At 64.9% G+C, this 21434-nt stretch carries 16 protein-coding genes and 1 tRNA gene; 4 read left to right on the top strand and 13 right to left on the bottom strand.

Annotated elements, in window-relative coordinates; genetic code table 11:
- Positions 1 to 158: 158 nt before the first annotated feature.
- The 6 genes from GJ695_RS06230 to GJ695_RS06205 form a co-directional block, all read right to left on the bottom strand.
- Positions 159 to 1454, bottom strand: coding sequence for a sugar MFS transporter (locus tag GJ695_RS06230; RefSeq protein WP_154362999.1), 1296 nt, complete (start codon positions 1452 to 1454; stop codon positions 159 to 161).
- 20 nt (positions 1455 to 1474) lie between these two features.
- Positions 1475 to 4000 carry a glycoside hydrolase family 3 protein gene (locus tag GJ695_RS06225; protein WP_154362997.1) on the bottom strand — a complete coding sequence of 842 codons (2526 nt, stop codon included), beginning with the start codon at positions 3998 to 4000 and terminating at the stop codon, positions 1475 to 1477.
- A 21-nt stretch (positions 4001 to 4021) separates the two neighbouring features.
- A complete protein-coding gene (locus tag GJ695_RS06220) occupies positions 4022 to 5362 on the bottom strand; it encodes a GH1 family beta-glucosidase (protein WP_229260341.1) in 1341 nt (446 codons plus the stop codon).
- A gap of 7 nt (positions 5363 to 5369) precedes the next feature.
- Positions 5370 to 6659: a glycoside hydrolase family 5 protein gene (locus tag GJ695_RS06215; protein WP_154362994.1), complete on the bottom strand. Its 1290-nt coding sequence runs from the start codon at positions 6657 to 6659 to the stop codon at positions 5370 to 5372.
- Positions 6660 to 6733: 74 nt separating this feature from the next.
- Entirely contained in the window at positions 6734 to 7753 is a 1020-nt protein-coding gene (locus GJ695_RS06210; RefSeq protein ID WP_166455058.1) for a LacI family DNA-binding transcriptional regulator, read from the bottom strand.
- A gap of 80 nt (positions 7754 to 7833) precedes the next feature.
- Positions 7834 to 9093 carry an ABC transporter substrate-binding protein gene (locus GJ695_RS06205; RefSeq protein WP_154362992.1) on the bottom strand — a complete coding sequence of 420 codons (1260 nt, stop codon included), beginning with the start codon at positions 9091 to 9093 and terminating at the stop codon, positions 7834 to 7836.
- Positions 9094 to 9356: 263 nt separating this feature from the next.
- Here GJ695_RS06205 and GJ695_RS06200 point away from each other — a divergent pair, with 263 nt between their 5' ends.
- The gene (locus GJ695_RS06200) at positions 9357 to 10826 is read left to right on the top strand and encodes a pilus assembly protein TadG-related protein (RefSeq protein WP_154362990.1); all 1470 of its coding nucleotides are present in this window, start codon (positions 9357 to 9359) and stop codon (positions 10824 to 10826) included.
- Between the two features lie 15 nt (positions 10827 to 10841).
- On the top strand, positions 10842 to 11420 hold the full coding sequence (locus GJ695_RS06195) for a TadE/TadG family type IV pilus assembly protein (RefSeq protein ID WP_154362987.1): 579 nt from the start codon (positions 10842 to 10844) through the stop codon (positions 11418 to 11420).
- An 80-nt stretch (positions 11421 to 11500) separates the two neighbouring features.
- Here GJ695_RS06195 and GJ695_RS06190 read toward each other — a convergent pair whose 3' ends face one another.
- Both GJ695_RS06190 and GJ695_RS06185 read right to left on the bottom strand, forming a co-directional pair.
- Entirely contained in the window at positions 11501 to 11815 is a 315-nt protein-coding gene (locus GJ695_RS06190) for an Arc family DNA-binding protein (RefSeq protein ID WP_154362985.1), read from the bottom strand.
- A 183-nt stretch (positions 11816 to 11998) separates the two neighbouring features.
- Positions 11999 to 12075, bottom strand: a tRNA-Pro gene (locus tag GJ695_RS06185).
- Between the two features lie 69 nt (positions 12076 to 12144).
- Here GJ695_RS06185 and GJ695_RS06180 point away from each other — a divergent pair.
- Positions 12145 to 12969, top strand: a complete 825-nt coding sequence (locus tag GJ695_RS06180; RefSeq protein WP_154362983.1) for an SIR2 family NAD-dependent protein deacylase — start codon at positions 12145 to 12147, stop codon at positions 12967 to 12969.
- A 5-nt stretch (positions 12970 to 12974) separates the two neighbouring features.
- Here the strand turns inward: GJ695_RS06180 and GJ695_RS06175 are convergent, their stop codons facing one another.
- From GJ695_RS06175 to GJ695_RS06155, 5 genes are all read right to left on the bottom strand, one after another.
- Positions 12975 to 13682, bottom strand: a complete 708-nt coding sequence (locus GJ695_RS06175) for a fumarylacetoacetate hydrolase family protein (protein ID WP_154362981.1) — start codon at positions 13680 to 13682, stop codon at positions 12975 to 12977.
- A gap of 86 nt (positions 13683 to 13768) precedes the next feature.
- A complete protein-coding gene (locus GJ695_RS06170; RefSeq protein WP_371866499.1) occupies positions 13769 to 14368 on the bottom strand; it encodes a TetR/AcrR family transcriptional regulator in 600 nt (199 codons plus the stop codon).
- Positions 14369 to 14445: 77 nt separating this feature from the next.
- Positions 14446 to 15912: an AdeC/AdeK/OprM family multidrug efflux complex outer membrane factor gene (adeC, locus tag GJ695_RS06165; RefSeq protein ID WP_154362977.1), complete on the bottom strand. Its 1467-nt coding sequence runs from the start codon at positions 15910 to 15912 to the stop codon at positions 14446 to 14448.
- 1 nt (position 15913) lies between these two features.
- The gene (locus GJ695_RS06160; protein WP_154362975.1) at positions 15914 to 19051 is read right to left on the bottom strand and encodes an efflux RND transporter permease subunit; all 3138 of its coding nucleotides are present in this window, start codon (positions 19049 to 19051) and stop codon (positions 15914 to 15916) included.
- Between the two features lie 11 nt (positions 19052 to 19062).
- The gene (locus GJ695_RS06155; protein ID WP_371866498.1) at positions 19063 to 20277 is read right to left on the bottom strand and encodes an efflux RND transporter periplasmic adaptor subunit; all 1215 of its coding nucleotides are present in this window, start codon (positions 20275 to 20277) and stop codon (positions 19063 to 19065) included.
- Positions 20278 to 20484: 207 nt separating this feature from the next.
- Here GJ695_RS06155 and GJ695_RS06150 point away from each other — a divergent pair.
- Positions 20485 to 21434: cache domain-containing protein (locus GJ695_RS06150; RefSeq protein WP_371866497.1), on the top strand; the 950-nt coding region annotated here is incomplete at its 3' end.

Below are 21434 nucleotides of genomic sequence, written 5' to 3'. Positions count from 1 at the left end.
ACTCCTCGCAATGGTATGTATGCAGGGAGTCTAGGCCGTCGCGCACCGCCGTTCCGTACGTTAGATCAAAAAAGCCGGGATTAGAAGCCATTACCTAAAAGGCAACGCCACAGAACAAAAAAAGCTCCGCGAACGGAGCTTTTTCAGGGAAGGGACGCTTACTTTGTCGTGTACATATTGGCGTACTTCACGCCGAAGTACAGGATGAACAGATAGCACGCGGCCGGCACGAAGAACGACAGTTGCAGGCTGATGGTATCGGCCAGCAGGCCTTGCGCAAACGGCACCAGCGCGCCGCCCACGATCGCCATGCACAGCACGCCCGAACCCTGGCCGGTCAGCGGACCCAGTTTGTTCAGCGCCATCGAGAAGATGGTCGGGAACATGATGGAGTTGAACAGGCCCACCGCAACGATCGACCACTTGGCCACATCGCCATGGCTGAAGATCGCCGTCAGCACCAGCAGGATCACCACCGACGCATTGAACGCCAGCGCCTTGCCAGGGCTGACCTTCTGCATCACGACGAAGCCGACGAAGCGGCCGATCATCGCGCCGAACCAGTAGTAGCCGACGTAGTGCGCCGCATCCGCCGCCGACAGACCCGCCACGTGCGGCTCGCCGAGGAAGTTGATCAGGAAGCTGCCGATGCTGACTTCACCGCCCACGTACAGGAAGATCGCCACCGCGCCCAGCGCCAGGTGACGGTGCTTGAGCACATCCAGCAGACCGCCTTCGTCGGCGCCAGGTTCCGGCTCCGCATCGACAATCTTGGGCAGACGCGCCAGCGAGAACAGAATCGCCAGCACCAGCAGCGCGCCGGCCAGCGCCAGGTAAGGCCCCTGCACGCTCGATGCCTGCGCCGCGTTGTAGGCTTTCAGCTGGTCCGGGCCCAGTTGCGCCAGGTCGGCCGCGCTCATCACGCCGCCGGCCAGGATCAGCATCCCGCCCAGGAACGGCGCCACGGTGGTGCCCAGCGAATTGAAGGCCTGGGTCAGCGTCAGGCGGCTGGACGCTGTACGCGCATCGCCCAGCACCGCCACGTAAGGATTGGCCGCCACCTGCAGGATGGTGATGCCGCCCGCCAGCACGAAGAAGGCGATCAGGAACAGCGTGTAGCCGCTGGTCGCCGCTGGATAGAACAGCGCGCAGCCGGCGGCCGCAATCGTCAGGCCGGCGACAGCGCCGTTCTGGTAGCCGATTTTCTTGATCAGGATACCCGCCGGCAGCGACACGATGAAGTACGCGCCGAAGAAGCAGAACTGCACCAGCATCGCCTGCACATAGGTCAGCGTGTACACCGCCTTCAGGTGAGGAATCAGCACGTCGTTCAGGGACGTCAGCAGACCCCACATGAAGAACAGGATGGTGACGATGACCAGCGGCCCGGTATAACTTCCAGCCGCCTGCGACTGCCCGGATGCCGCCGGGGCAGTTTGCGAATAGTGTTCCATACTTTTACTTTCTCCTCGTTTTATTTGAAGTCGCCGCACGCCAGCGCATCCTTGTCCTTGGCGGCGCCGCCAACGATCTGGATGTTGGCGAACGTCGCGGCAAACGGCGCATCGGCGGACACGCTGAACGGCGTGCTGAACGCCGCCAGCGGCAAGCCCTTGGCGGCGAAGCAGGACAGCGGAATCTTCACCGTCTGCTTGCCCTTGCCCGCCAGTTGCTGGAAGACAGAAGCCGCATCCAGCTCCACCGTTTCGATGCCGATCAGGACTTTGCCCTGCGGCGCAGCCGACACGATAGCATCAAATTGCAGCGCGCCGTCGGTACTTGCATACGCAGGCAGCTTGACCGCCTTCTTCGCCTGCGCTTCCAGCTTGGCCGGGCCGCTCCAGGTCAGACGCTTGGCATCCTGCTGGGTGTTGATCTGCGCGGTTTCCACTTTGACGGTAGGCAGATTGAACACGGCGTTCAGGTCCGCGCCCGGCGCCACACGCTGGCCGCCGCTGTTGACGTACAAGGCGTAGGTCGAACGGTCGGTCGGATTGTACACCGGCACCGCCAGCGATTTGCCGCAGCCGCCTTCCGGATAGCTGGTGTCCAGCGCCGGCACGGCGGCCTTGCTGCGGTAATTCAGGCCGTAACCGTATTTGAACAGCGGATCGTAGTTGGCGTCGCCCACGTTCAGCGGCGACTGGCAGGCCGACTTCGGCCACGAGAACGACAGCTTGCCGCGGAAGTCCGCATTCACCTTGCCGTTGGCCTTGCGGAACAGCACATCGGACACGCCCTTGCCCTCGGTGCCCGGCAGCCATGCGGCCACCACGCTGTCCGACAGGTTGATGATGTCGTTGGTGTACAGCGGACGGCCGGTGACCAGCAGCGTCACCACCGGCTTGCCCTTGCCCGATACCGCCTGCAGCACCGCCAGGTCCTCCGGATGGCGGCCCGACAGGCGCAGCGTGCCGGCAGGGCCGATGTCGCCATCGCCCTCGGCATATGGCGTCTCGCCGATCACGGCGATCACCGCGTCGAACTTGCTGACATCGACGTCGGCCGCGTTTTCGCTGAAGGTGACGTTGGCGTCGCCGGCGGCGTCCTTGATGCCTGCCAGGATGGTGTCGCTGTATGGATAATCGCTATTCTTGTTGTCGGTGCCCTGCCAGGTCAGCGACCAGCCGCCGGACTGGTTGGCCATGTTGTCGGCGCTCTTGCCGACCACCAGGATCTTCTTGCCGCGCGCCAGTGGCAGCACGCCGCCGTTATTCTTCAGCAGCACCAGCGACTCGCGCACCGCCTGGCGCGCCAGCGCGCGGTCCTGCAACACTTCCTGCTTGCCGGCGTAGATGTTCTGCGACGGCTTCTTGTTGTCGAACAGGCCGGCGCGCAGTTTCACGCGCAGGATGCGGGTCACGGCATCGTCGATGCGCGACATCGGAATCTCGCCCTTCTCCACTTGCGCGATGGTGTTGGCGATGAAGGTCTTCCACTTCTCCGGCACCATCACCATATCGACGCCGGCGTTGATCGAGGCGGCGCAGCTGTCTTCCGCGCAACCCGGCACTTCGGTGATCGCGTTCCAGTCGCTGACCACCAGGCCGTCGAAGCCCATCTTCTCTTTCAGCGCCACGGTCAGCAGTTCACGGCTGCCGTGCATCTTGCCGTGGTCGGTGCCGCCCTTGACGTCGTTCCAGCTGTTGAAGGACGCCATCACGGTCTGCACGCCGGCCTGCAGCGCCGGGTAGTAGCCCTGCGCGTGGATGTTGATCATCTCCGACATGGTGGACTGGTTGACGCCACGGTCCTTGCCTTCCGCCGTGCCGCCGTCGCCGACGAAGTGCTTGGCGGTGGCCACCACGGTGTTGTCGGATTTCAGATCGCCCTGCAGGCCCTTGACGTAGACGCCGGCATACGATTTGACGATGGCCGGATCTTCCGAGAAGCTCTCGTAGGTGCGTCCCCAGCGGTCGTCGCGCACCACGGCCAGCGTCGGCGCGAACACCCAGTCGATGCCGGTGGCGCGCACCGCCTTGGCAACCGACTTGGCCATCTCGCCGACCAGCTTCGGATCGTTGGCGGCGCCCAGGCCGATGTTGTGCGGGAACAGCGTGGCGCCGTACATATTCGAGTTGCCGTGCATGGCGTCGATGCCCCAGATGACCGGGATCTGCACCTTCATGTCGGTGCTCATCGAGGCGTCGTAGTAGGCGTCGGCCAGCTTGACCCAGTCGACCGCGCTGGCGTGCTTGTTCCCGTCCGGCCAGCTGCCGCCGCCGTTCAGCACGGAGCCGATGTAGTATTTGCGGATGTCTTCCGGCGTGCTGAATTTGATTTCAGGTTGCGTCATCTGGCCGATCTTCTGCGCCAGCGTCATGCCCGCCACGATCTGCTTGATGCGCGCTTCCATCGCCTTGTCCTGCTTGACGGCGCTGGTGATGTGCGGCCAGTCGGCCAGCGGCTTGGCGGCCGGCGCGGCGATGACGTTGGCTCCCAAGGCCAAGGTGGCGGCCAGCACGGCGCGGCGCAGGATGTGATTGGTCGTGGTCTTCATTACGTATTGTCTCCGTTGTGATTATGAGTTCTGGCCGCGCACGAAGGCGCTGTACCACTGGCCGCTTTGCTTGACGATGCGGCGCTGCGTCGGGTAGTCGATGTAGGTCAGGCCGAAGCGGCGCAGATAGCCTTCCGCCCATTCGAAGTTGTCCAGCAGGCTCCAGGCGAAATAGCCCTTGATCTTGCCGCCGGCGGCGATGGCGTCGCGCATCGCGGCCAGGTGGCGGATCAGGTAGTCCCGGCGCGCGGTGTCGGTCACCGCGCCGTCCTCGCCGATATGGTCGTCGTAGGACGAGCCGTTTTCGGTCACGTACAGATCGCCGGTCGGATAGTCGCGCGCCACGCGTTCCAGCAGCGTGACCAGGCCTTCCGGCGACACTTCCCAACCGAAGTCGGTGCGCTGGCGGTCCTGCGGATGGATGATGCGGGTGCGCAGCGGATACTCGTCCGGCGCGTCGACCACCACTTCCGGGAAGTAGTAGTTCACGCCGAGGAAATCGCACGGCGCGGCGATGGCTTCCATGTCGCCCTGTTCCACCACGGGCGCATCCTTGCCCACCAGCGCCAGCGCTTCGGCCGGATAGCCGCGGCCATACAGCACGTCGAGGAACCAGCGGTTGCGCAGCGCGTCGTGGCGCGACACCGCCGCCTGGTCGGCCGCGCTGTCGCTGCCGGCCTTGATCGGATGCAGGCTCAATGCGATGCCGATCTGCGCGTCCGGCACATTGGCGCGGATCAGCGGCACGGCGCGGCCGTGCGACACCAGCACGTTGTGGCAGATCTGCAGCGCCAGCGGCAGGCTCTTGTTGCCTGGCGCGTGCATGCCGTCCCAGTTGCCGTGCATGGCGGTGCACCATGGCTCGTTGTGCGTGATCCAGTGTTTGACGCGGCCGCCCAGCAGTTTGGTGATGACGTCCACGTATTGCAGATAAGCGTCGATGGTGGCGCGGTTGTTCCAGCCGCCCTGGTCTTCTAGGTACTGCGGCAAGTCCCAGTGATACAGCGTGCACCATGGTTGCAGGCCGCGCGCCAGCATGCCGTCCACCAGCTTGGAATAGAACTCAAGGCCCTTCGGATTCGGCTCCGCATCGACGCCGTTGAAAATGCGCGTCCAGGCGATCGAGAAGCGGTAGGAATTCAGGCCCATGGACTGGGCCAGGTCCAGATCCTCCTCCCAGCGGTGGTAGTGGTCGCAGGCCACGGCGCCGGTGGAGCCGTCGCGGATCTTGCCCGGCGTGGCGCTGAAGGTATCCCAGATCGACGGCACGCGGCCATCGACATCGGCCGCGCCCTCAATCTGGTAAGCCGAGGTGGAGACGCCCCACAGGAAGTCGCTGGCGAAGTCGGTACGCTTAATCATGGTCATATTATTTTTTAGCGAAAGGAGTAGGTGGAACAGGAGCGTTCATCCACTTGATGGCGGTTTGCTGCGGTTGATACGGCACGCTGCCAAACAGGCGGAAAAGGTTTTCAATCTCGGCAAGCGAGGCCTGGTTGAAATCGAGTTTGGGAATTCTGGCGCCGGGCGCGTTAGTGACCAGGCCCCAGGTGCCCTTGCCCTGGCCGCCCTTGTTGGTCACCAGCTTGTAGGCCCACGCGGTGCTGGCCCAGCCGTTGGCGACGTAGGTGTCGTAGGTGACGCGCGTGACCTGGCCGCCATTCTCTGCGCCCATGAAGGCCCACGGCTGGAACTCGCCGACGAAGAAGGCGGTGTCCAGCGCATCGAGCCTGGTCTTCCATTTGCAAACGTTGTCACCTTCGCCCGTGCATTGCAGCCAGTCCTTGTGCACGGCCAGTCCCGGCTTGCCCCAGCCGAAGTGGCCCGGATACGGATGCATCTCGAAGGCGACATTGCTCATGCCGTGCTCGGACGGCTTGCCGTAGGCGTCGATGCCCTTGCTGTGGCCAGGCAGGATGATGACGTGGTTCGGGTCGACCTCGCGGATCGCCTTGTACAGCGTGCCCATGACCACCGCCAGGTTCTCCGGCGTGGTGCCCCACGGTTCATTCAGGATGCTGTAGCCGGCCACCGCGCCGCGATCCTTGTAGCGCGCGGCGATCTGCTGCCACAGCCAGATGGTGCGCTCCTGGTATTCCGGCGTGTCCCAGTATTTGTTCCGGCCGGCGCAGCCGCTGTGATGTTCCCAGCCCTGGCTGCCGACGGCGCCGTGCAGGTCGAAGATGACATACACGCCGCGCTTCTCGGCCTGGTCGACGGCGTTGTCCAGGTACTTCCAGGCGTCGGCGCGCAGGTGGCGCGGATTCTTCTCGTCCTCCACCACGCTGTAGATGAACGGCAGGCGCACCAGGTTCAGATTCAACTTGGGCAGCATGTCCCAGTCGCGCTGCTTGATCCAGTTGTCGCGGTACAGCGTGTACAGGCGCTGGCGCTCCTCGTAGCCGAAGCGCTGGTCGAGCACCGCCTCCAGCTTGCACTGGTCGTCGACGGCCTTGGTCTCCTGCCCCATCATCCAGAACTCCTGGATCAGGTAATTGCCCAGATTGACGCCGCGCAGCGCCGGCTGCTTGCCGTCGGCGGTCAGCCACTTGGCGCCCTCCGTGTGCAGCATGGGCAAGGCCGCCGTCTGCGCGTGGGCCGCGCCGGCGAGCAGAAGCGCCGCTGTTGCGGCAACGCTGAACAATCGTTTTACAGGCATGCTGCCTCCGTTGATGGAATCGTTTCCAATATACTGCAAAAAAAGAGCATGCGACCAGCGCCTGCTCCTTGTTTTTACTTCGTTTTACCGGCCACCGCCGCCAGCGACGCCCGCTCGGCGACATGCAGCTGGTATTCGCGCGTCACGGGACGCTTCAACTCATAGCAGCGGTTCAGCAGAAAGTTCAGACCATTCATGGTCATCTCGCTCCACGGAATGTGCACGCTGGTCAGCTGCGGCGCGGTAAATTCCGCGCTGTGCGTATCATCGTAGCTGAGTACCGACACCTGCTCCGGCACGCGCACGCCCTTCTTCTGGAACAGGGACAAGGCGCCCACCGCCATTTCATCATTGGCGCAAAACACCGCCGTGAACTCCGTACCCGACGCCAGCAACTCCTCGGCGCGGGCAAAGCCGCCTTCCGGGGTGAACTCGCCGTCGGCCATCCACACCTTGCTGCTGTCGACACCCACCGCATCGAGCTCCGCCATGAAACCGGCGATACGCTGCTGGTTGTCGGGCGCCGCCGCGCGGCCCGCGATCACGGCGATCTTGCGGTGGCCCAGTTCCAGCAAGGTGCGCGCCGCCAGCCGTCCGCCGGCCTCGTGGTCCACCGTGAAACACTGGCTCTCCATGCCCGGCAAGTCCTGGTTGATCGCCACCACCCGCGACTGGAACGGCCCCAGCGCCGCAAAGTCCTCCGCCTCCATCGCCGTGCTCATGACGATCAGGCCGTCGCTGCCACGCTCGATCAAGAAGTTCAAGCCATCGATCGCCTGGTTGCGCGCATCGCCGTCGCCGACGCCGAAGGCCACCACCATATTCAGTCCCGCCTCACGTAAAGCTGTGTAAATCGCTTGCAGAATCGGCGTATAGAACGTGCCGGCCAGGTAAGGGATGTACACGCCGATCATCTGCGACGAGCCGGACAACAGCGAGCGCGCCGCGTGCGACGGCCGGAACTCCAGCTCCTCGATCGCCTTGCGCACCTTGTCCTGCGTCGACTGCGACACCGAGCCCTTGCCGCTGATGACGCGCGAAGCGGTGCCCAGTCCCACACCCGCCAGCCGGGCTACGTCTTTGATGGTTGCCACAAGTTCCCTTATCCGTTCAGTCTATGCGGCGGCAAGGATAACCCACACCCTCATACATGACAAGCAGGCTATGCCTCTGATCAATCCTGCAACGCCGAGGCGATGCCCTTCTGCGCACGCTCCACCGGCATGCGGGTATTCCAGTAGGTGGTCAGCACATCCTGCAGCGCGCCGTTCTGGTCCGGCGTCAAAAACACCTCGATCATGCCGACCGCGCGCGACTTGTCTTTGAGGATCGCCATGCCGGCCTGCGCGCACACGTCCATGCTCGACGTGTCGACATTGCTGAGGATGGGCAGCGAGCCCTTGATCTTGTTGAATTCCAGCTGCGCGCCCGGCGTCAGCATGGTGGTGGCCAGCAGTTTTTGCGCGCGCACCGCGTCCGGATTATTCGTTTTCGGGAACACGAAGGCGTCGCCCTGGATCAGGTACGGCACGTTGGCGCCGAGGCCGGGAATACAGCCGAAGTCCTTGCCGGCGGTCTGACGCGCGGCGGCGAACTCGCCCTTGGCCCAGTCGCCCATGATCTGCACGCCGGCCTTGCCGCTGATAAGCATGGCCGTGGCGTCGTTCCAGTTGCGGTTGGGCGAGCCGGCGTCCACATAGCCCTGCAGGCGCTTGAAGGCCTGCAGCACTTTCTTGAACGCCTCGGAATTGATCGCTTTCGGCGAGCGGTCGCGCAGCACTTGCAGGTACAAGTCCTTGCCGCCGACGTTGGCCAGCATGGCCTGGAACAGGATGTTCTCCTGCCACGGCTGGCCGCCGTGCGCCAGGCCGACCAGGCCGGCGGCCTTCAGCTTGTCGAGCGCGGCGAACAGCTCGTCCGGCGTGGCCGGTTCCTTGGCCACGCCGGCCTTCTTGAAGGCGGCCTTGGAATACCAGATCCAGGTCGACATGTGAATGTCCACCGGCACCGCGTAGAAGTGGCCCTTGACCTTGATGACGTCCAGCACCGGCTGCGGCATCAGCTGGTCCCAGCGGTCGCGCACGGCGATGTCGTCGACATTGTTGAGCGAACCCTGGTCGATCAGGTCGCGGAACTGTTTGGTGGTGTTGAACTGGGCGGCGGTCGGCGGATTGCCGCCGACGATGCGGTTGATCGCCACCGCCTTGGCCTGGTCGGCGCCGGCAATGGCGGTGTCGCCCCAGACGCCGCCGGCGGCGCGATAGGCGTCGGCGAACTTGCGCACGGCCGCCGACTCGCTGCTGGAGGTCCACCAGTGCATCACTTCCGCTTTCGGCGCGGCGGCGGCCGCAGCGTCGGACCTGCCGGCGGCGAAGGCCAGCGCGGCCAGCAAGGCCCATGCGATGCGCGTCGCGCCCGTACTTTGCTTGTACATCCAGTCTCCGTCTATTTTTTTGTGATACCAGATACTACCGCTTCCACCGGCAAAAAAGCCGGCGCCGTCCAGGGCGCCGGCAACTTCGCGGGGCGAAGAGACGATGGTGACGCCAAACGGAATTGGAAACGTTCCCAATTCTGCTTTGAATATAGCATCCAATGATTTTCAGTGTCAACGGAAAGTCGGCGGCTTGTGCCGCATCAATCGAGAACATTTCCTGGTGGATAAAATCAAAAGGCCGCCATTCTCGGGAGAAACGCATGAGTCCCATCAGCCGGCCCCGCCAGCGGGGCGTGATCGCCGTCCTGTGCTGCGCCATGGCGCTCGGCATGCTGGCCATGTTCGGGCTGGCGCTGGACCTGGCCATGCTCTACAACCGCAAGGCCGAACTGCAAGCGCTGGCCAACGCCACCGCGCTGGCCGCCGCGCGCGAGCTGAACGGCACCAGCGCCGGCATCGCCAACGCGACGGCGGCGGCCACCACCGCGGCCCTGGGCTTCCGCTACCAGTACAACCGGCAGGCGGTGGCCTGGAGCGGCGACGCGCTGCGCTTCGCCGCAGCCGCCGGCACCGCGGACGACGGCTGGACCGATGCGGCCGGCGCGCAGGCGGCGCCGCTCGGCATGATGTACGCCAAGGTGGATACCCGTGCGCTGCAGGGCAATGCCGGCGTGGTCGCCACCATGTTCATGCTGCTGACGCCCGACGGGCCGTTCAGTGTCAGCACGACGGCGCGGGCGGTGGCCGGCCGCGTGTCGACGCTGGTGACGCCGCTGGCGATCTGCGCGCAATCGCCGGCGGCAGCGGCGGCGCGCGCCAACGTCGCCGGCAACGGCAGCTACGACGAGTTGGTGGAATTCGGCTTCCGGCGCGGCGTCGCCTACGACCTGATGAACCTCAATCCGGATGGCGCCACGCCGGAAAACTTCCTCATCGATCCGCTGGCGCCGCCCGGCGTGGCCGGCACGGCGGCCCACTTCGCCAGCGACGTGGTCGGCCCCTTCATCTGCGCCGGCCAGCTGCCGATGCCGACCGTGATGGGCGGACGCCTGACGCTGCGGCGCGGCTTCCCGCTCGACACGTTCGCCGCCCATCTGAACTCGCGCTTCGACGACTACACCGAGCATGCCTGCACGGCCGAAGGGGCGCCGCCGGACAGCAACATCATGCCCTTCGACAAAGCCACGATCACCTGGATGACGCCCGCGCCGTCCACCCAGAGCGCCGACAGCTGGCAAAGCGGCGGCAAGCTGTGGACGCGCGCCGATCCGCTGCCGGGCGACGCCAGCAACAGCGCATCGCTGTACGGCGCGCTGTGGGCCTTCGCCCGGGCCGTGCCGTATTCCGCTTACGCGGCCCAGCCGGTCGAGCCGGCCAGCGGCTACAACGGCTTTGCGGTCAGCGCATGGTCCAAGCTGTACGCGCCGGGGCCGCCGTCGGCTGTCGGCTATCCGACGTCGCTGACGGTCGCCCCTTATGTCTTGACCGGCAGCAGCACCTTCCGCGCGCCCACCACGCCCGAGCACCAGCCGGGCGTGGCCAGGCGGCGCGTGCTCAACGTGGCGCTGCTGGACTGCCCGGTGGCGGCCGGCGCCATCACCAGCGCCAGCGTGCGCGGCGTGGGCCGTTTCTTCATGACGGTGCCGGCCACCGCCAGCCGCCTCAGCGCGGAATTCGGCGGCGCCGTCCCGGCGTCGGCGCTGAGTGGCGCGGTGGAGTTGCAGCGATGAGCGCGGTACACGGCCATGCGGACGAATGAGCGCCAGCGCGGCGCCACCGCCGCCGAATTCGCGCTGTGCGCGGTGATCTTCTTCGGTGCGGTGTTCTTCCTGATCGAACTGGCGCGCGCGCTGTATCTGCTCAACACGCTGCAGGAAGCCACGCGCCGCGCGGCGGCGCTGGCGGCCGTCAGCGACTTCAGCGATCCGGCGGCGATGGACCGGGTGCGGCAGGCGGCGGTGCTGCGCGACGGGCCGGGCGCCCTGCCGCTGGGTGCGCCGGTCACCGACGCGCATATCCGCATCGACTACCTGTCGCTGGCGCGCACCGCCAGCGGCGTCATGACCATGACGCCGATCCCGGCGGCCAGCCTGCCGGCCTGTCCGGCGCGGGCGCGCATCCAGTGCGTCGCCAATCCGAACGGCGACAGCTGCATCCGCTTCGTGCGCGTCCGCCTTTGCGCCCCTGGCGCGGGCGACTGCCAGGCCGTCCCCTACCAGCCGCTGCTGCCGCTGACCGCCATCAAGCTCCCGCTGCCGCAGGTGGCCGCCACCGCCAAAGCCGAGTCGCTCGGCTTTCAACCGGGCAGCGCCTTATGTCCATGAAGTTTGATTCTGGGTTATCAGCGGCTTCGTACTGCCCCAACTTCTATCCATACTCTTGAAAAAATCGTTGGGTGCAAGGATTAATCGAGCGAGGTGGTGGGCTCGTTGGCCGGCAAGGTCCACTTGCCGTTTTGAATATGGGGCGAACTGCCTTGCAGCTCGCCGCCAAGATTGAAGCTGAACGTGTAGCGCATCTCCGGATTGCGTGCGGACAAACGCTCAAGCGCCTCAAAAATATGACGGATATCGATCTCGTTCGAACTGCCCAACAGCGTGCGTTCCAAGCGCCCGACCAATTCAGCATTGACGCTACGGCCGGCTCTGTCCGCTTCCGCCTTGAGTTTTTCAAAGAGCGAAAACGGCATTCGATATTGACTTCGGTGAATATCTCCCATGGCGATATCTTGGCACCAACACGATTTACTCGCTAGTGACTGAAAATATGAAATTAGTGACAGATTAGTTGAAATAAGAAAAAATTCCGTGCGGAACTTCACACAGAAATCAGAGGCGCCTCGAAGGCAGAGCGGGAATAAAAAAAGCCAGCATCGTGGCTGGCCTTAAGTCTTTGATTTTGTTGGTCGGGGCGAGAGGATTCGAACCTCCGACCCCGTGCACCCCATGCACGTACGCTACCAGGCTGCGCTACGCCCCGACGAACAGCTAATTATAGCAGCGGCTTTAAGTATTTGTCATGTTTGCTTGATGTCGCTAAGATGGCGCCATGCACAATTCCGATCTCGAACACGCCGCCGCCCTCCTCCAGCAAGCCGACCTGCTGCTCATCGCCGCCGGCGCCGGCATGGGCGTCGATTCCGGCCTGCCGGATTTTCGCGGTAACGACGGTTTCTGGAAGGCCTATCCAGCCCTCGGCCGCGCGCGCATGGAATTCACCAGCGTGGCGTCACCCGCCACCTTTCACGAGGACCCGGCGCTGGCCTGGGGCTTCTACGGCCACCGGCTCAACCTCTACCGCGACACCGTGCCGCACGCCGGCTTCGGCCTGCTGAAGCAATGGGGCGAGCGCATGGCACACGGCTACGGCGTCTTCACCAGCAATGTCGACGGCCACTTTCAGAAAGCCGGCTTCGATCCGCAGCGCATCCTGGAGTGCCATGGCTCCATCCATCATCTGCAATGCCTGCAACCGTGCGGCGACGACGTCTGGAGCGCCGCCGGCTACACGCCGCAAGTCGATACCGTCCACTGCCAGTTGCTCAACGCAGCACCCGCCTGCCCGCACTGCGGCGCCCTGGCGCGTCCGAATATCCTGATGTTTGGCGACAGCGGCTGGAACGAAGGCCGCGCGGAGCGGCAGGAAGAGGCTCTGCATCAGCTGCTGCGCAAGGCGCGCAAACCGCTGGTGGTGGAACTGGGCGCCGGTGTGGCGATACCGTCGGTGCGCCATTTCGGCCAGGCCGTGATCCGCGACCACAACGGCCGCATGATCCGCATCAACCCGCGCGAGCCGCAGGTGGCCAGCCAGGCCGATGTCGGCCTGGCCTCGGGCGCCCTGGCGGCGCTGGCCGCGATCGACGCCCTGTTATAAACGATTTATACCAATTTCACGGTGATCGGCGACAGTCCGGCGACCTTGCCTTCAAGGACATTGCCGCGCACCACCGCGCCCACGCCTTCCGGCGTGCCGCTGAAAATCAGGTCGCCCGGCGCCAGCGTGAAGTAGGTCGACAGGTTGGCGATGGTTTCGCTGATCGACCAGATCAGCTGCGAGATGTCGGCAGACTGCTTGGTCACGCCATCCACGTCCAGCTGGATCGCGGCGTGGTTGATGTCGCCCGCCTCTTCCGCGCGGTGAATCAGGCCGATCGGCGCCGAGAAGTCGAACGCCTTGCCGATTTCCCATGGACGGCCGACGTCGCGCATCTTGAATTGCAGGTCGCGGCGCGTCATGTCGAAGCCGACCGCGTAGCCGAAGATGTGCGAGGCCGCGTCTTCCACCGAAATATCCGCGCCACCCTTGCCGATGGCGACCACCAGTTCGCACTCGTAGTGCAGGTTATTGGTCGCCGGCGGATACGGCAGTTCCAGCACGCGGTTCGGCGCGGCCGGCACCACGGCCTGGGCGTCGCCCGGTTTGCAGAAGAAGAACGGCGGTTCGCGGGTCGGGTCGGAACCCATTTCGCGCGCGTGGCCGGCGTAGTTGCGGCCGACGCAGTAGACGCGGCGCACAGGGAACAGATCGGACGTACCGGCGACCGGCAGGCCGACGATGTCATGGGCGGGAATTACGTAGGAAGTCATGATGCGCCTATTAGCAGGATAGAGACATCACACATGGTACAACAGCCGCCGCCCGCGTGCAGCGGCCGGAAACATTAGGAGACAAATCAGGTCAGCAGCAGCGCCTTCATGGCGACCCGATACCCTTCCACAAGGGAGTTGCGGTCCAGCTGCGGACGGTGCAAGGCGCGGATCGGCAGGCCGTGGAACAGCGACACCATGGTGTCGATGCGGCCGTCGAGCAGCGCATCGTCCACCGACAAGCCGCGCCGTTCGCGCTCGCGCTTGATGATGGGCCGGAACTCGGCCATCGCCGCCACGTCGGTCGCGCGCATCGCGGCGGCGATCTTCGGATTGCGCGCGGCTTCGGCAAACATCTCCAGCGGCAGCTGGAAGTATTCCGGATCGAGGTTCTCGTCGATGTGGCGCGGCGCCTCGTCGATCATCGACTGCAGCGGATCTTCCTTGCTTTGCAGCTCGCGCAGCTGCGCCGTCACATGCTCGGCCTCCAGATCGACGAAGGCCATGATGATGGCCTCCTTGCTGTCGAAGTAGTTGTAGATGTGGCCTGCGCTCATGCCCGCCTCTTTCGAGATCTCGGACATGCTGGCGCCATGGAAGCCGCTGCGGGCAAAACACACGGCCGCCGCCTGCAATACCTGGTTGCGCCGACTCTGTGCCCGTTCCGGGTCCGTGCGTCGTTTCACGTGGGATTTCATGGGAGCGCTCTTGAAGTGATAAAAAATAGGGCGGCGGACACCGGCAAGGCGTCCGCCGCGCCGCATCAGCCCTGCGGCTGCTGCGGTTGCTGCTGTGGCGGCAGCTCCGGCTGCCAGCCGCCGCCCAGCACCTTGTACAGGGTGACGGCGTTGCTGGTCTTGGCCAGACGGGTGCTGATCAGGCCTTGCTGCGCCGTGTACAGCGCGCGCTGCGACACCAGCGCGTTCAGGTAGGAGTCCGCGCCTTTGTTGTAGCGCGCCTCGTTGATGGTGTAGCTCTTCTGCGAGGCCTCGACCAGCGCCTGCTGCGACGCCAGGCGTTCGTCCAGCGTGCCGCGCGTGGCCAGTGCATCGGCCACTTCGCGGAACGCGGTCTGCACCGCCTTCTCGTACTGCGCCACCGAGATGTCGCGGTCGGCCTTGGCGATATTCAGGTTGGCGCGGTTGACGCCACCGTCGAAGATCGGCAGGTTGATCGCCGGCGCAAAGCTCCACGTCGACGAGCCGGCCTTGAACAGGCCGGACAAGGTGGTGCTGGCGCTGCCGCCGGACGCCGTCAGCGAAATGCTCGGGAAGAAGGCGGCGCGCGCCACGCCGATGTTGGCGTTGGCGGCGCGCAGCGCGCGTTCGGCTTCCTGCACGTCCGGACGCGCCTGCAGCAGGTCCGACGGCAGGCCGGCCGGAATCGCGGCCAGTTGCGTCACCTCTTCCAGCTCGCCGGTCGGCAGCAGTTCCGCCGGCACGGCACTGCCCACCAGCAGCGTCAGCGCGTTCTGGTCCAGCGCCACCTGCGCGGTGTAGACCGCGGCGTCGTTGCGCGCGGTTTCCACGCTGGTCTGCGCGTCGTACATGTCGGTGCCGGCCACCACGCCCAGGGCAAAGCGCTTCTTGCTCAGGTCATAGCTGGTCTGCTGGCTTTTCAGCGTGTTCTGCGCCAGCTTCAGGCGCTGCTGGTCGGCGATCAGCGTCAGGTAGGCATTCGCCACTTCCGACACCAGCGTGATCTGCTGCGTGCGGCGCGCTTCCTCGGTGCCGAGGTAGGTCTGCAGGCCGGCCTCGGACTGGTTGCGCACCTTGCCGAAGAAGTCCAGCTCATACGAGGACATCACCAGGCCGCCGTTGTACTGGCGGTTGATGGCCGCTTCGCCGGTGCCGGTCATGTTCGACGGCGTGCGCGACGCGCTCTGGCTGACGTTGGCCGACAGTTTCGGCAGCAGCGCCGCCGTGTCGATGTTGTACTGCGCCTTGGCCTTCTCGATGTTGAGCACGGAGACGCGCAGGTCGCGGTTGTTCACCAGCGCCAGCTCGATCACCTTGCGCAGCTTCTCGTCGGAGAAGTATTCGCGCCACTGGATCTGCGACACCGGCTTGGCGTCGGCCGCCGCTGCCGGCACGCCCTTGTAGGCGTCGCCGGCAGGCCAGGCCTGGCCCACCGGTTGCGCCGGACGTTCGTACACCGGCGCCAGGCTGCAGCCGGCCAGGGTGGTGGCCACTGCGGCCAGCACCGCCATCGTGATTACGGATTTTTTCATATTAATGCACCTCTACAGCGTTTGCCGGCGCCGCTGGCTTCTTCGGAGCGAAGTAGCCGCGCACCAGCACAAAGAACAGCGGTACGAAGAAGATGCCGAGGAAGGTCGCCGTCATCATCCCGCCCAGCACCGCCACGCCGATCGCGTTCTGGCTGCCGGAACCGGCGCCGCTGCTGATCGCCAGCGGGAACACGCCCAGGCCGAAAGCGATGGAAGTCATCAGGATCGGACGCAGACGCAGTTTCACCGCGTGCAGGGTCGCCTTCTTCAGATCCTCGCCGCCGTCCTGCAGTTCCTTGGCGAATTCGACGATCAGAATCGCATTCTTCGCCGCCAGACCGATCACGGTCAGCAGGCCGACCTGGAAATAGACGTCGTTCGACAGCTTGAACACAAAGGTCGCCAGCACCGTGCCGATGACACCCAGCGGCACCACCAGCAGCACCGAGAACGGCACCGACCAGCTTTCATACAGCGCGGCCAGGCACAGGAACACGATCAGGATCGAGATCGCGTACAGCTGCGTGGTCTGCGAACCGGAGTCGCGTTCCTCGGTCGACAGGCCGGTCCACTCGTAGCCGATACCCGGCGGCAGTTGCGCCGCCAGCTTCTCGACTTCCGCCATGGCGGTGCCCGAGCTCTGGCCCGGCGCCGGCGCGCCGAGGATCTCGGTCGACGGCAGGCCGTTGTAGCGCTCCAGGCGCGGCGATGCGTACACCCACTTGCCGGTGGTGAAGGCCGAGAACGGCACCATCTCGCCGCTGGCGTTGCGCACGAACCACTTGCTCAGGTCTTCCGGCGTCATGCGCGCTTCGGCCGAACCCTGGATGAACACTTTCTTCACGCGGCCACGGTCGACGAAGTCGTTGACGTAGGCGCTACCCCAGGCGTTGCTCAGCACCTTGTTGACGTCGGCCACGGTCAGGCCCAGGGCAATGGCCTTCTGCTGGTCGATGGTGACCTTGTACTGCGGCGTATCTTCCTGGCCGTTGGGACGCACGCCCACCAGCAGCTTGCTCTGCGAGGCCATGCCCAGCATCTGGTTGCGCGCCGCCATCAGCGCCTCGTGACCGACGCCGCCGATGTCCTGCAGCTGCAAGTCGAAGCCGCTGGCGTTACCCAGTTCCAGCACCGCAGGCGGGGCAAAGGCGAACACCATCGCATCTTTGATCTGCGAGAACTTGCCCATCGCCCGGCCGACGATCGCGCTGACGCGATTGGCCGCGCCCGGACGCTCGGACCAGTCCTTCATGCGGACGAAGGCGATGCCGCTGTTCTGGCCATTGCCGCTGAAGCTGAAGCCGGCCACCGCGAACACGGAAGCGACAGCATCCTTCTCTTCGGTCAGGAAGTGGTTCTCGACCTTCTCGATCACTTTCAGCGTGCGTTGCTGGGTGGCGCCGGTCGGCAGCTGGATCTGCGAGAACAGCACGCCCTGGTCTTCCTCCGGCAGGAAGGAAGTCGGCAGGCGCATGAACACCAGCGCCAGCACGCCGAGCAGCACCACGTACAGCACCAGCGAACGGCCGCCGCGATTCAGGATGGCGCCGACGATGCCCTGGTATTTATTGGTGCCGCGCTCGAAGGTGCGGTTGAACCAGCCGAAGAAACCCTTGTTGGTCAGGTGATGGCCTTTTTCCACCGGCTTCAGGATGGTCGCGCACAGCGCCGGCGTGAAGATCATCGCCACCAGCACCGACAGCACCATCGCCGACACGATGGTCACCGAGAACTGGCGGTAGATCACGCCGGTCGAACCGCTGAAGAAGGCCATCGGCACGAACACCGCCGACAGCACCAGCGCGATACCGACCAGCGCACCGCTGATCTGGTCCATCGACTTGCGCGTCGCTTCCAGCGGCGACAAGCCCTCTTCCGTCATCACGCGCTCGACGTTTTCCACCACCACGATGGCGTCATCGACCAGCAGGCCGATCGCCAGCACCACCGCGAACATGGTCAGCGTGTTGATCGAGTAGCCCAGCGCCGACAGGATGGCGAAGGTCCCCAGCAGCACCACCGGCACCGCCATGGTTGGAATCAGCGTGGCGCGGAAGTTCTGCAGGAACAGGTACATCACCAGGAACACCAGCACCACCGCTTCCACCAGCGTCTTCACCACTTCTTCGATCGACAGCTTGACGAACGGGGTGGTGTCGAAGGCCACCACGGCTTTCAGGCCTTTCGGGAACTGCGCCTGCATGGTCTTGATCTTGGCCTTGACCGCGTTGGCGGTGTCCAGCGCGTTGGCGCCGGTGGCCAGCTTGATCGCCATGCCGGAGGCGGCGTTGCCGTTGTAGCGCGCCAGGATGTTGTAGGTCTCGCTGCCCAGTTCCATGCGGGCGACGTCGCGCAGGTGCACGGTGGCGCCGCTGGCACTGGTCTTCAGCAGGATGGCGCCGAACTGCTCGGCGGTCTGCAGGCGGCTTTGCGCCGTGACGGTGGCGTTCAGCTGCTGGCCGGCGACGGCCGGCAGGCCGCCCAGTTCACCGGCGGAGACTTCGGTATTCTGCGCCGTGATGGCGTCGCTCACGTCGGCTGGCGTCAGCTGGTAGCTTTGCAGCTTGGCGGCGTCGAGCCAGATGCGCATGGCGTACTGCGAACCGAAGTTGGTCACGTCGCCCACGCCTTCCACCCGCGAGATCGGATCGATCACGTTGGCGGCCACGTAGTCGCCGATGTCGGCCTGCTTCATGGAGCCGTCCTCGGAAACGAAGCCGAGCACCATCAGGAAGTTCTTGGTGGCCTTGGCCACCACCAGGCCTTGCTGCTGCACCACGGCAGGCAGCAGCGGCATGGCCAGCTGCAGCTTGTTCTGCACCTGCACCTGCGCGATGTCGGGATTGGTGCCGCTGCGGAAGGTCAGCGTGATGCTGACGCCACCGGTCGAGTCGGACGACGACGACATGTAGCGCAGGCCGTCGATACCCTTCATCTTTTGTTCGATGATCTGGGTCACGGCATCCTGCACCGTCTTGGCCGACGCGCCTGGATAGGAACCGCTGATCGAAATCGACGGCGGAGCAATGCTTGGATATTGCGCGATCGGCAGGCCGAGAATCGCGATTATGCCGCCCAGCATAATCACGATCGCGACCACCCACGCAAAAATCGGGCGATCAATAAAGAAACGGGACATGGGCTAACTCCTTATTGCGCGCTCTTGGCGTTGGCTGGGACAGCACCGCCGACAGCGACGGCCGCAGGCGCGGCGGCTGGCTTGGCGGCGTTGGCCGGCGCGCCCGGTTTGACTTTTTGCAGGCCTTCGACGATCAGCAGGTCGCCGTCGTTCAGGCCCGATTTGACCAGCCACTTGTCGCCCAGCGTGGCGCCGGTGACCAGCGTGCGCTGCTCGACCTTGCCTTCCTTGTTGAGCACCAGCGCGGTCGCTTCGCCCTTGGCGTTGCGGGTCACGCCCTGCTGCGGCACGGCGATGGCGTGTTCGTCGACGCCCGATTCGATCATGGCGCGCACGAACATGCCAGGCAGCAGATCATGCTTCGGATTCGGGAACAGCGCGCGCAGCGTGACGTTGCCGGTGCCGGGATCGACCGTCACGTCGGAGAACTGCAGCTTGCCGGCGATGGCGTACTTGGTGCCGTCCGACAGCACCAGCGTGACCTTGGCCTGGCTGCCGTCTTTTTTCAGGCCGCCGCTTTCCACTTCGCGTTTCAGGCGCAGCATGTCTTCGCTGGTCTGGGTGACGTCGACGTAGATCGGGTCCAACTGCTGCACGGTGGTCAGCGCATTGGTCTGGCTGGCGGTCACCAGCGCGCCCGGGGTCACGCTGGAACGGCCGATGCGGCCGCTGATCGGCGCGTCGACGTGGGTGTAGCCGACATTGATCTTGGCCTGCTCCAGCGCGGCGGCGGCCGACTCCACGTCGGCCTTGGCCTGCTCGTGGGCGGCGACGGCGTCGTCGTAATCCTGCTTGCTGACGCCTTCGATGGCGACCAGCTCCTTATAGCGCTGCACTTTCGGCGCGGCGGTCAGCAGGTTGGCCTTGGCCTTGGACAGCGCGGCCTTGGCCGAGTTGTACGACGCCTGGTAGGTGGCCGGATCGATCTGGTACAGGGGCATGCCGGCCTTGACGTCGGCGCCCTCGACAAACAGGCGTTTCTGAATCAGGCCACTGACCTGCGGGCGCACTTCGGCCACTTGATAAGCGGCGGTGCGGCCCGGCAGTTCGGTGGTGATTTGCAGCGGCGCTTGCGCCACCTTGAAAACGCCCACTTCCGCCACCTGCTGCTGGTGAGGTGCTTCGGACGCGGACTTGGAGCAACCGGCCAGGACGGCCAGCGCGGAGACTACGGCTACGGCACCGGCGGTGCGCAGCATCGTTTTTTTGCAGAAAAAGGCTTCCATGTGATGAGCTTTCTGTATAAATATTAAGCACAACCTATAGAATGAACGATCATTCTAATTAAGTCAAGCAACAATCTTGTGCAGTGCGGCACGATCACTATTTTCTTGGTTGTTACATTGGCCGATGAAATTCCGCCTGCACCATCCAAGTGCGGTATTGCAATGCTACAATCAGTTAATTTCTTTTCGTTATCATTTAGTACGATCGTGCACATTCATCCGCCACCGTCCTCCCCCGCGCGTCCCCGGCTCACCACGCTGGTGACCATGGGCGTCAGCGCCACGGTGCTGCTGACGGTGCTGTGTCTGCTGATCCTGGTGGACCATTTCGCCATCGACTACGCCCGACGCGAGGCGCAGCAGCGCCTGCAGCAGCTGTCGTGGCAGATGCGCGATGCGCTCGACGGCGCGGTGCGCCAGGCCACGGGCAACGTCCGGCTGCTGACCGCGCTGCCGCAGGTGCGCGCCGCGCGCCCGCCGGCCGAGGTGCGCCAGGCGCTGGAAAGCCTGCAGACCACCTTCCCCGACTACGCCTGGATCGGCCTGGCCAGGCCGGACGGCACTGTCCATGCCGCCACCCAGGGCCTGCTCGAAGGCGCCAACGTCAGCACCTACGACTGGTTCAAGGGCGGCAAGGACAAACTGTATGCCGGCGACTTCCATCCGGTCGCCCCGCTGGGCAAGAAGCTGCCCGCCGGCGCCGAGCCGTGGCGCTTCGTCGACGCCGCCGGGCCGGTGCTGGACGCCGACGGCAAGCAACAGGGGGTGCTGTGCGTGCACATGAGCTGGGGCTGGATGCGGCGCATGGCGCGCACCATCCTGGCGCCGGCCGAGCAGCAGTACGCGGCCGAGATCTTCGTGGTGCGCGGCGACGGCACCATCATGCTGGGACCGAACGGCAGCGAGGAACAAAAGATCAACAGCGACAGCCTGACGCTGGCGCGCGGCGGCGCCTCCGGCGCGGTCAAGGAAAGCTGGGCCGACGGCCGCAGCTACCTGACCGGCTACGCCCGCAGCGGCCATCCCGACGATCCGGCCACGCTGAGCTGGGCCATCCTGGCGCGCCAGCCGGAGGAGCAGGCGCTGTCCGGCGCGCGCGCGCTGGAACGCCAGATCCTGCTGCTGGGCGCCATCCTCGGCGCGGCGATGGCGCTGGC

The organism is Duganella alba, from assembly GCF_009674495.1.
GTDB lineage: Bacteria > Pseudomonadota > Gammaproteobacteria > Burkholderiales > Burkholderiaceae_D > Rugamonas > Rugamonas alba.
Note: the sequence above shows the minus strand (reverse complement) of the source record. Positions and strands in the feature narration are given on the sequence as shown.

Coding starts and splice junctions, on each gene's coding strand:
- GJ695_RS06230 (WP_154362999.1), bottom strand. CDS start 1,454: ATGGAACACTATTCGCAAACTGCCCCGGCGGCATCCGGGCAGTCGCAG.
- GJ695_RS06225 (WP_154362997.1), bottom strand. CDS start 4,000: ATGAAGACCACGACCAATCACATCCTGCGCCGCGCCGTGCTGGCCGCC.
- GJ695_RS06220 (WP_229260341.1), bottom strand. CDS start 5,362: ATGATTAAGCGTACCGACTTCGCCAGCGACTTCCTGTGGGGCGTCTCC.
- GJ695_RS06215 (WP_154362994.1), bottom strand. CDS start 6,659: ATGCCTGTAAAACGATTGTTCAGCGTTGCCGCAACAGCGGCGCTTCTG.
- GJ695_RS06205 (WP_154362992.1), bottom strand. CDS start 9,093: ATGTACAAGCAAAGTACGGGCGCGACGCGCATCGCATGGGCCTTGCTG.
- GJ695_RS06200 (WP_154362990.1), top strand. CDS start 9,357: ATGAGTCCCATCAGCCGGCCCCGCCAGCGGGGCGTGATCGCCGTCCTG.
- GJ695_RS06195 (WP_154362987.1), top strand. CDS start 10,842: ATGCGGACGAATGAGCGCCAGCGCGGCGCCACCGCCGCCGAATTCGCG.
- GJ695_RS06190 (WP_154362985.1), bottom strand. CDS start 11,815: ATGGGAGATATTCACCGAAGTCAATATCGAATGCCGTTTTCGCTCTTT.
- GJ695_RS06180 (WP_154362983.1), top strand. CDS start 12,145: ATGCACAATTCCGATCTCGAACACGCCGCCGCCCTCCTCCAGCAAGCC.
- GJ695_RS06175 (WP_154362981.1), bottom strand. CDS start 13,682: ATGACTTCCTACGTAATTCCCGCCCATGACATCGTCGGCCTGCCGGTC.
- adeC (WP_154362977.1), bottom strand. CDS start 15,912: ATGAAAAAATCCGTAATCACGATGGCGGTGCTGGCCGCAGTGGCCACC.
- GJ695_RS06160 (WP_154362975.1), bottom strand. CDS start 19,051: ATGTCCCGTTTCTTTATTGATCGCCCGATTTTTGCGTGGGTGGTCGCG.
- GJ695_RS06155 (WP_371866498.1), bottom strand. CDS start 20,277: ATGGAAGCCTTTTTCTGCAAAAAAACGATGCTGCGCACCGCCGGTGCC.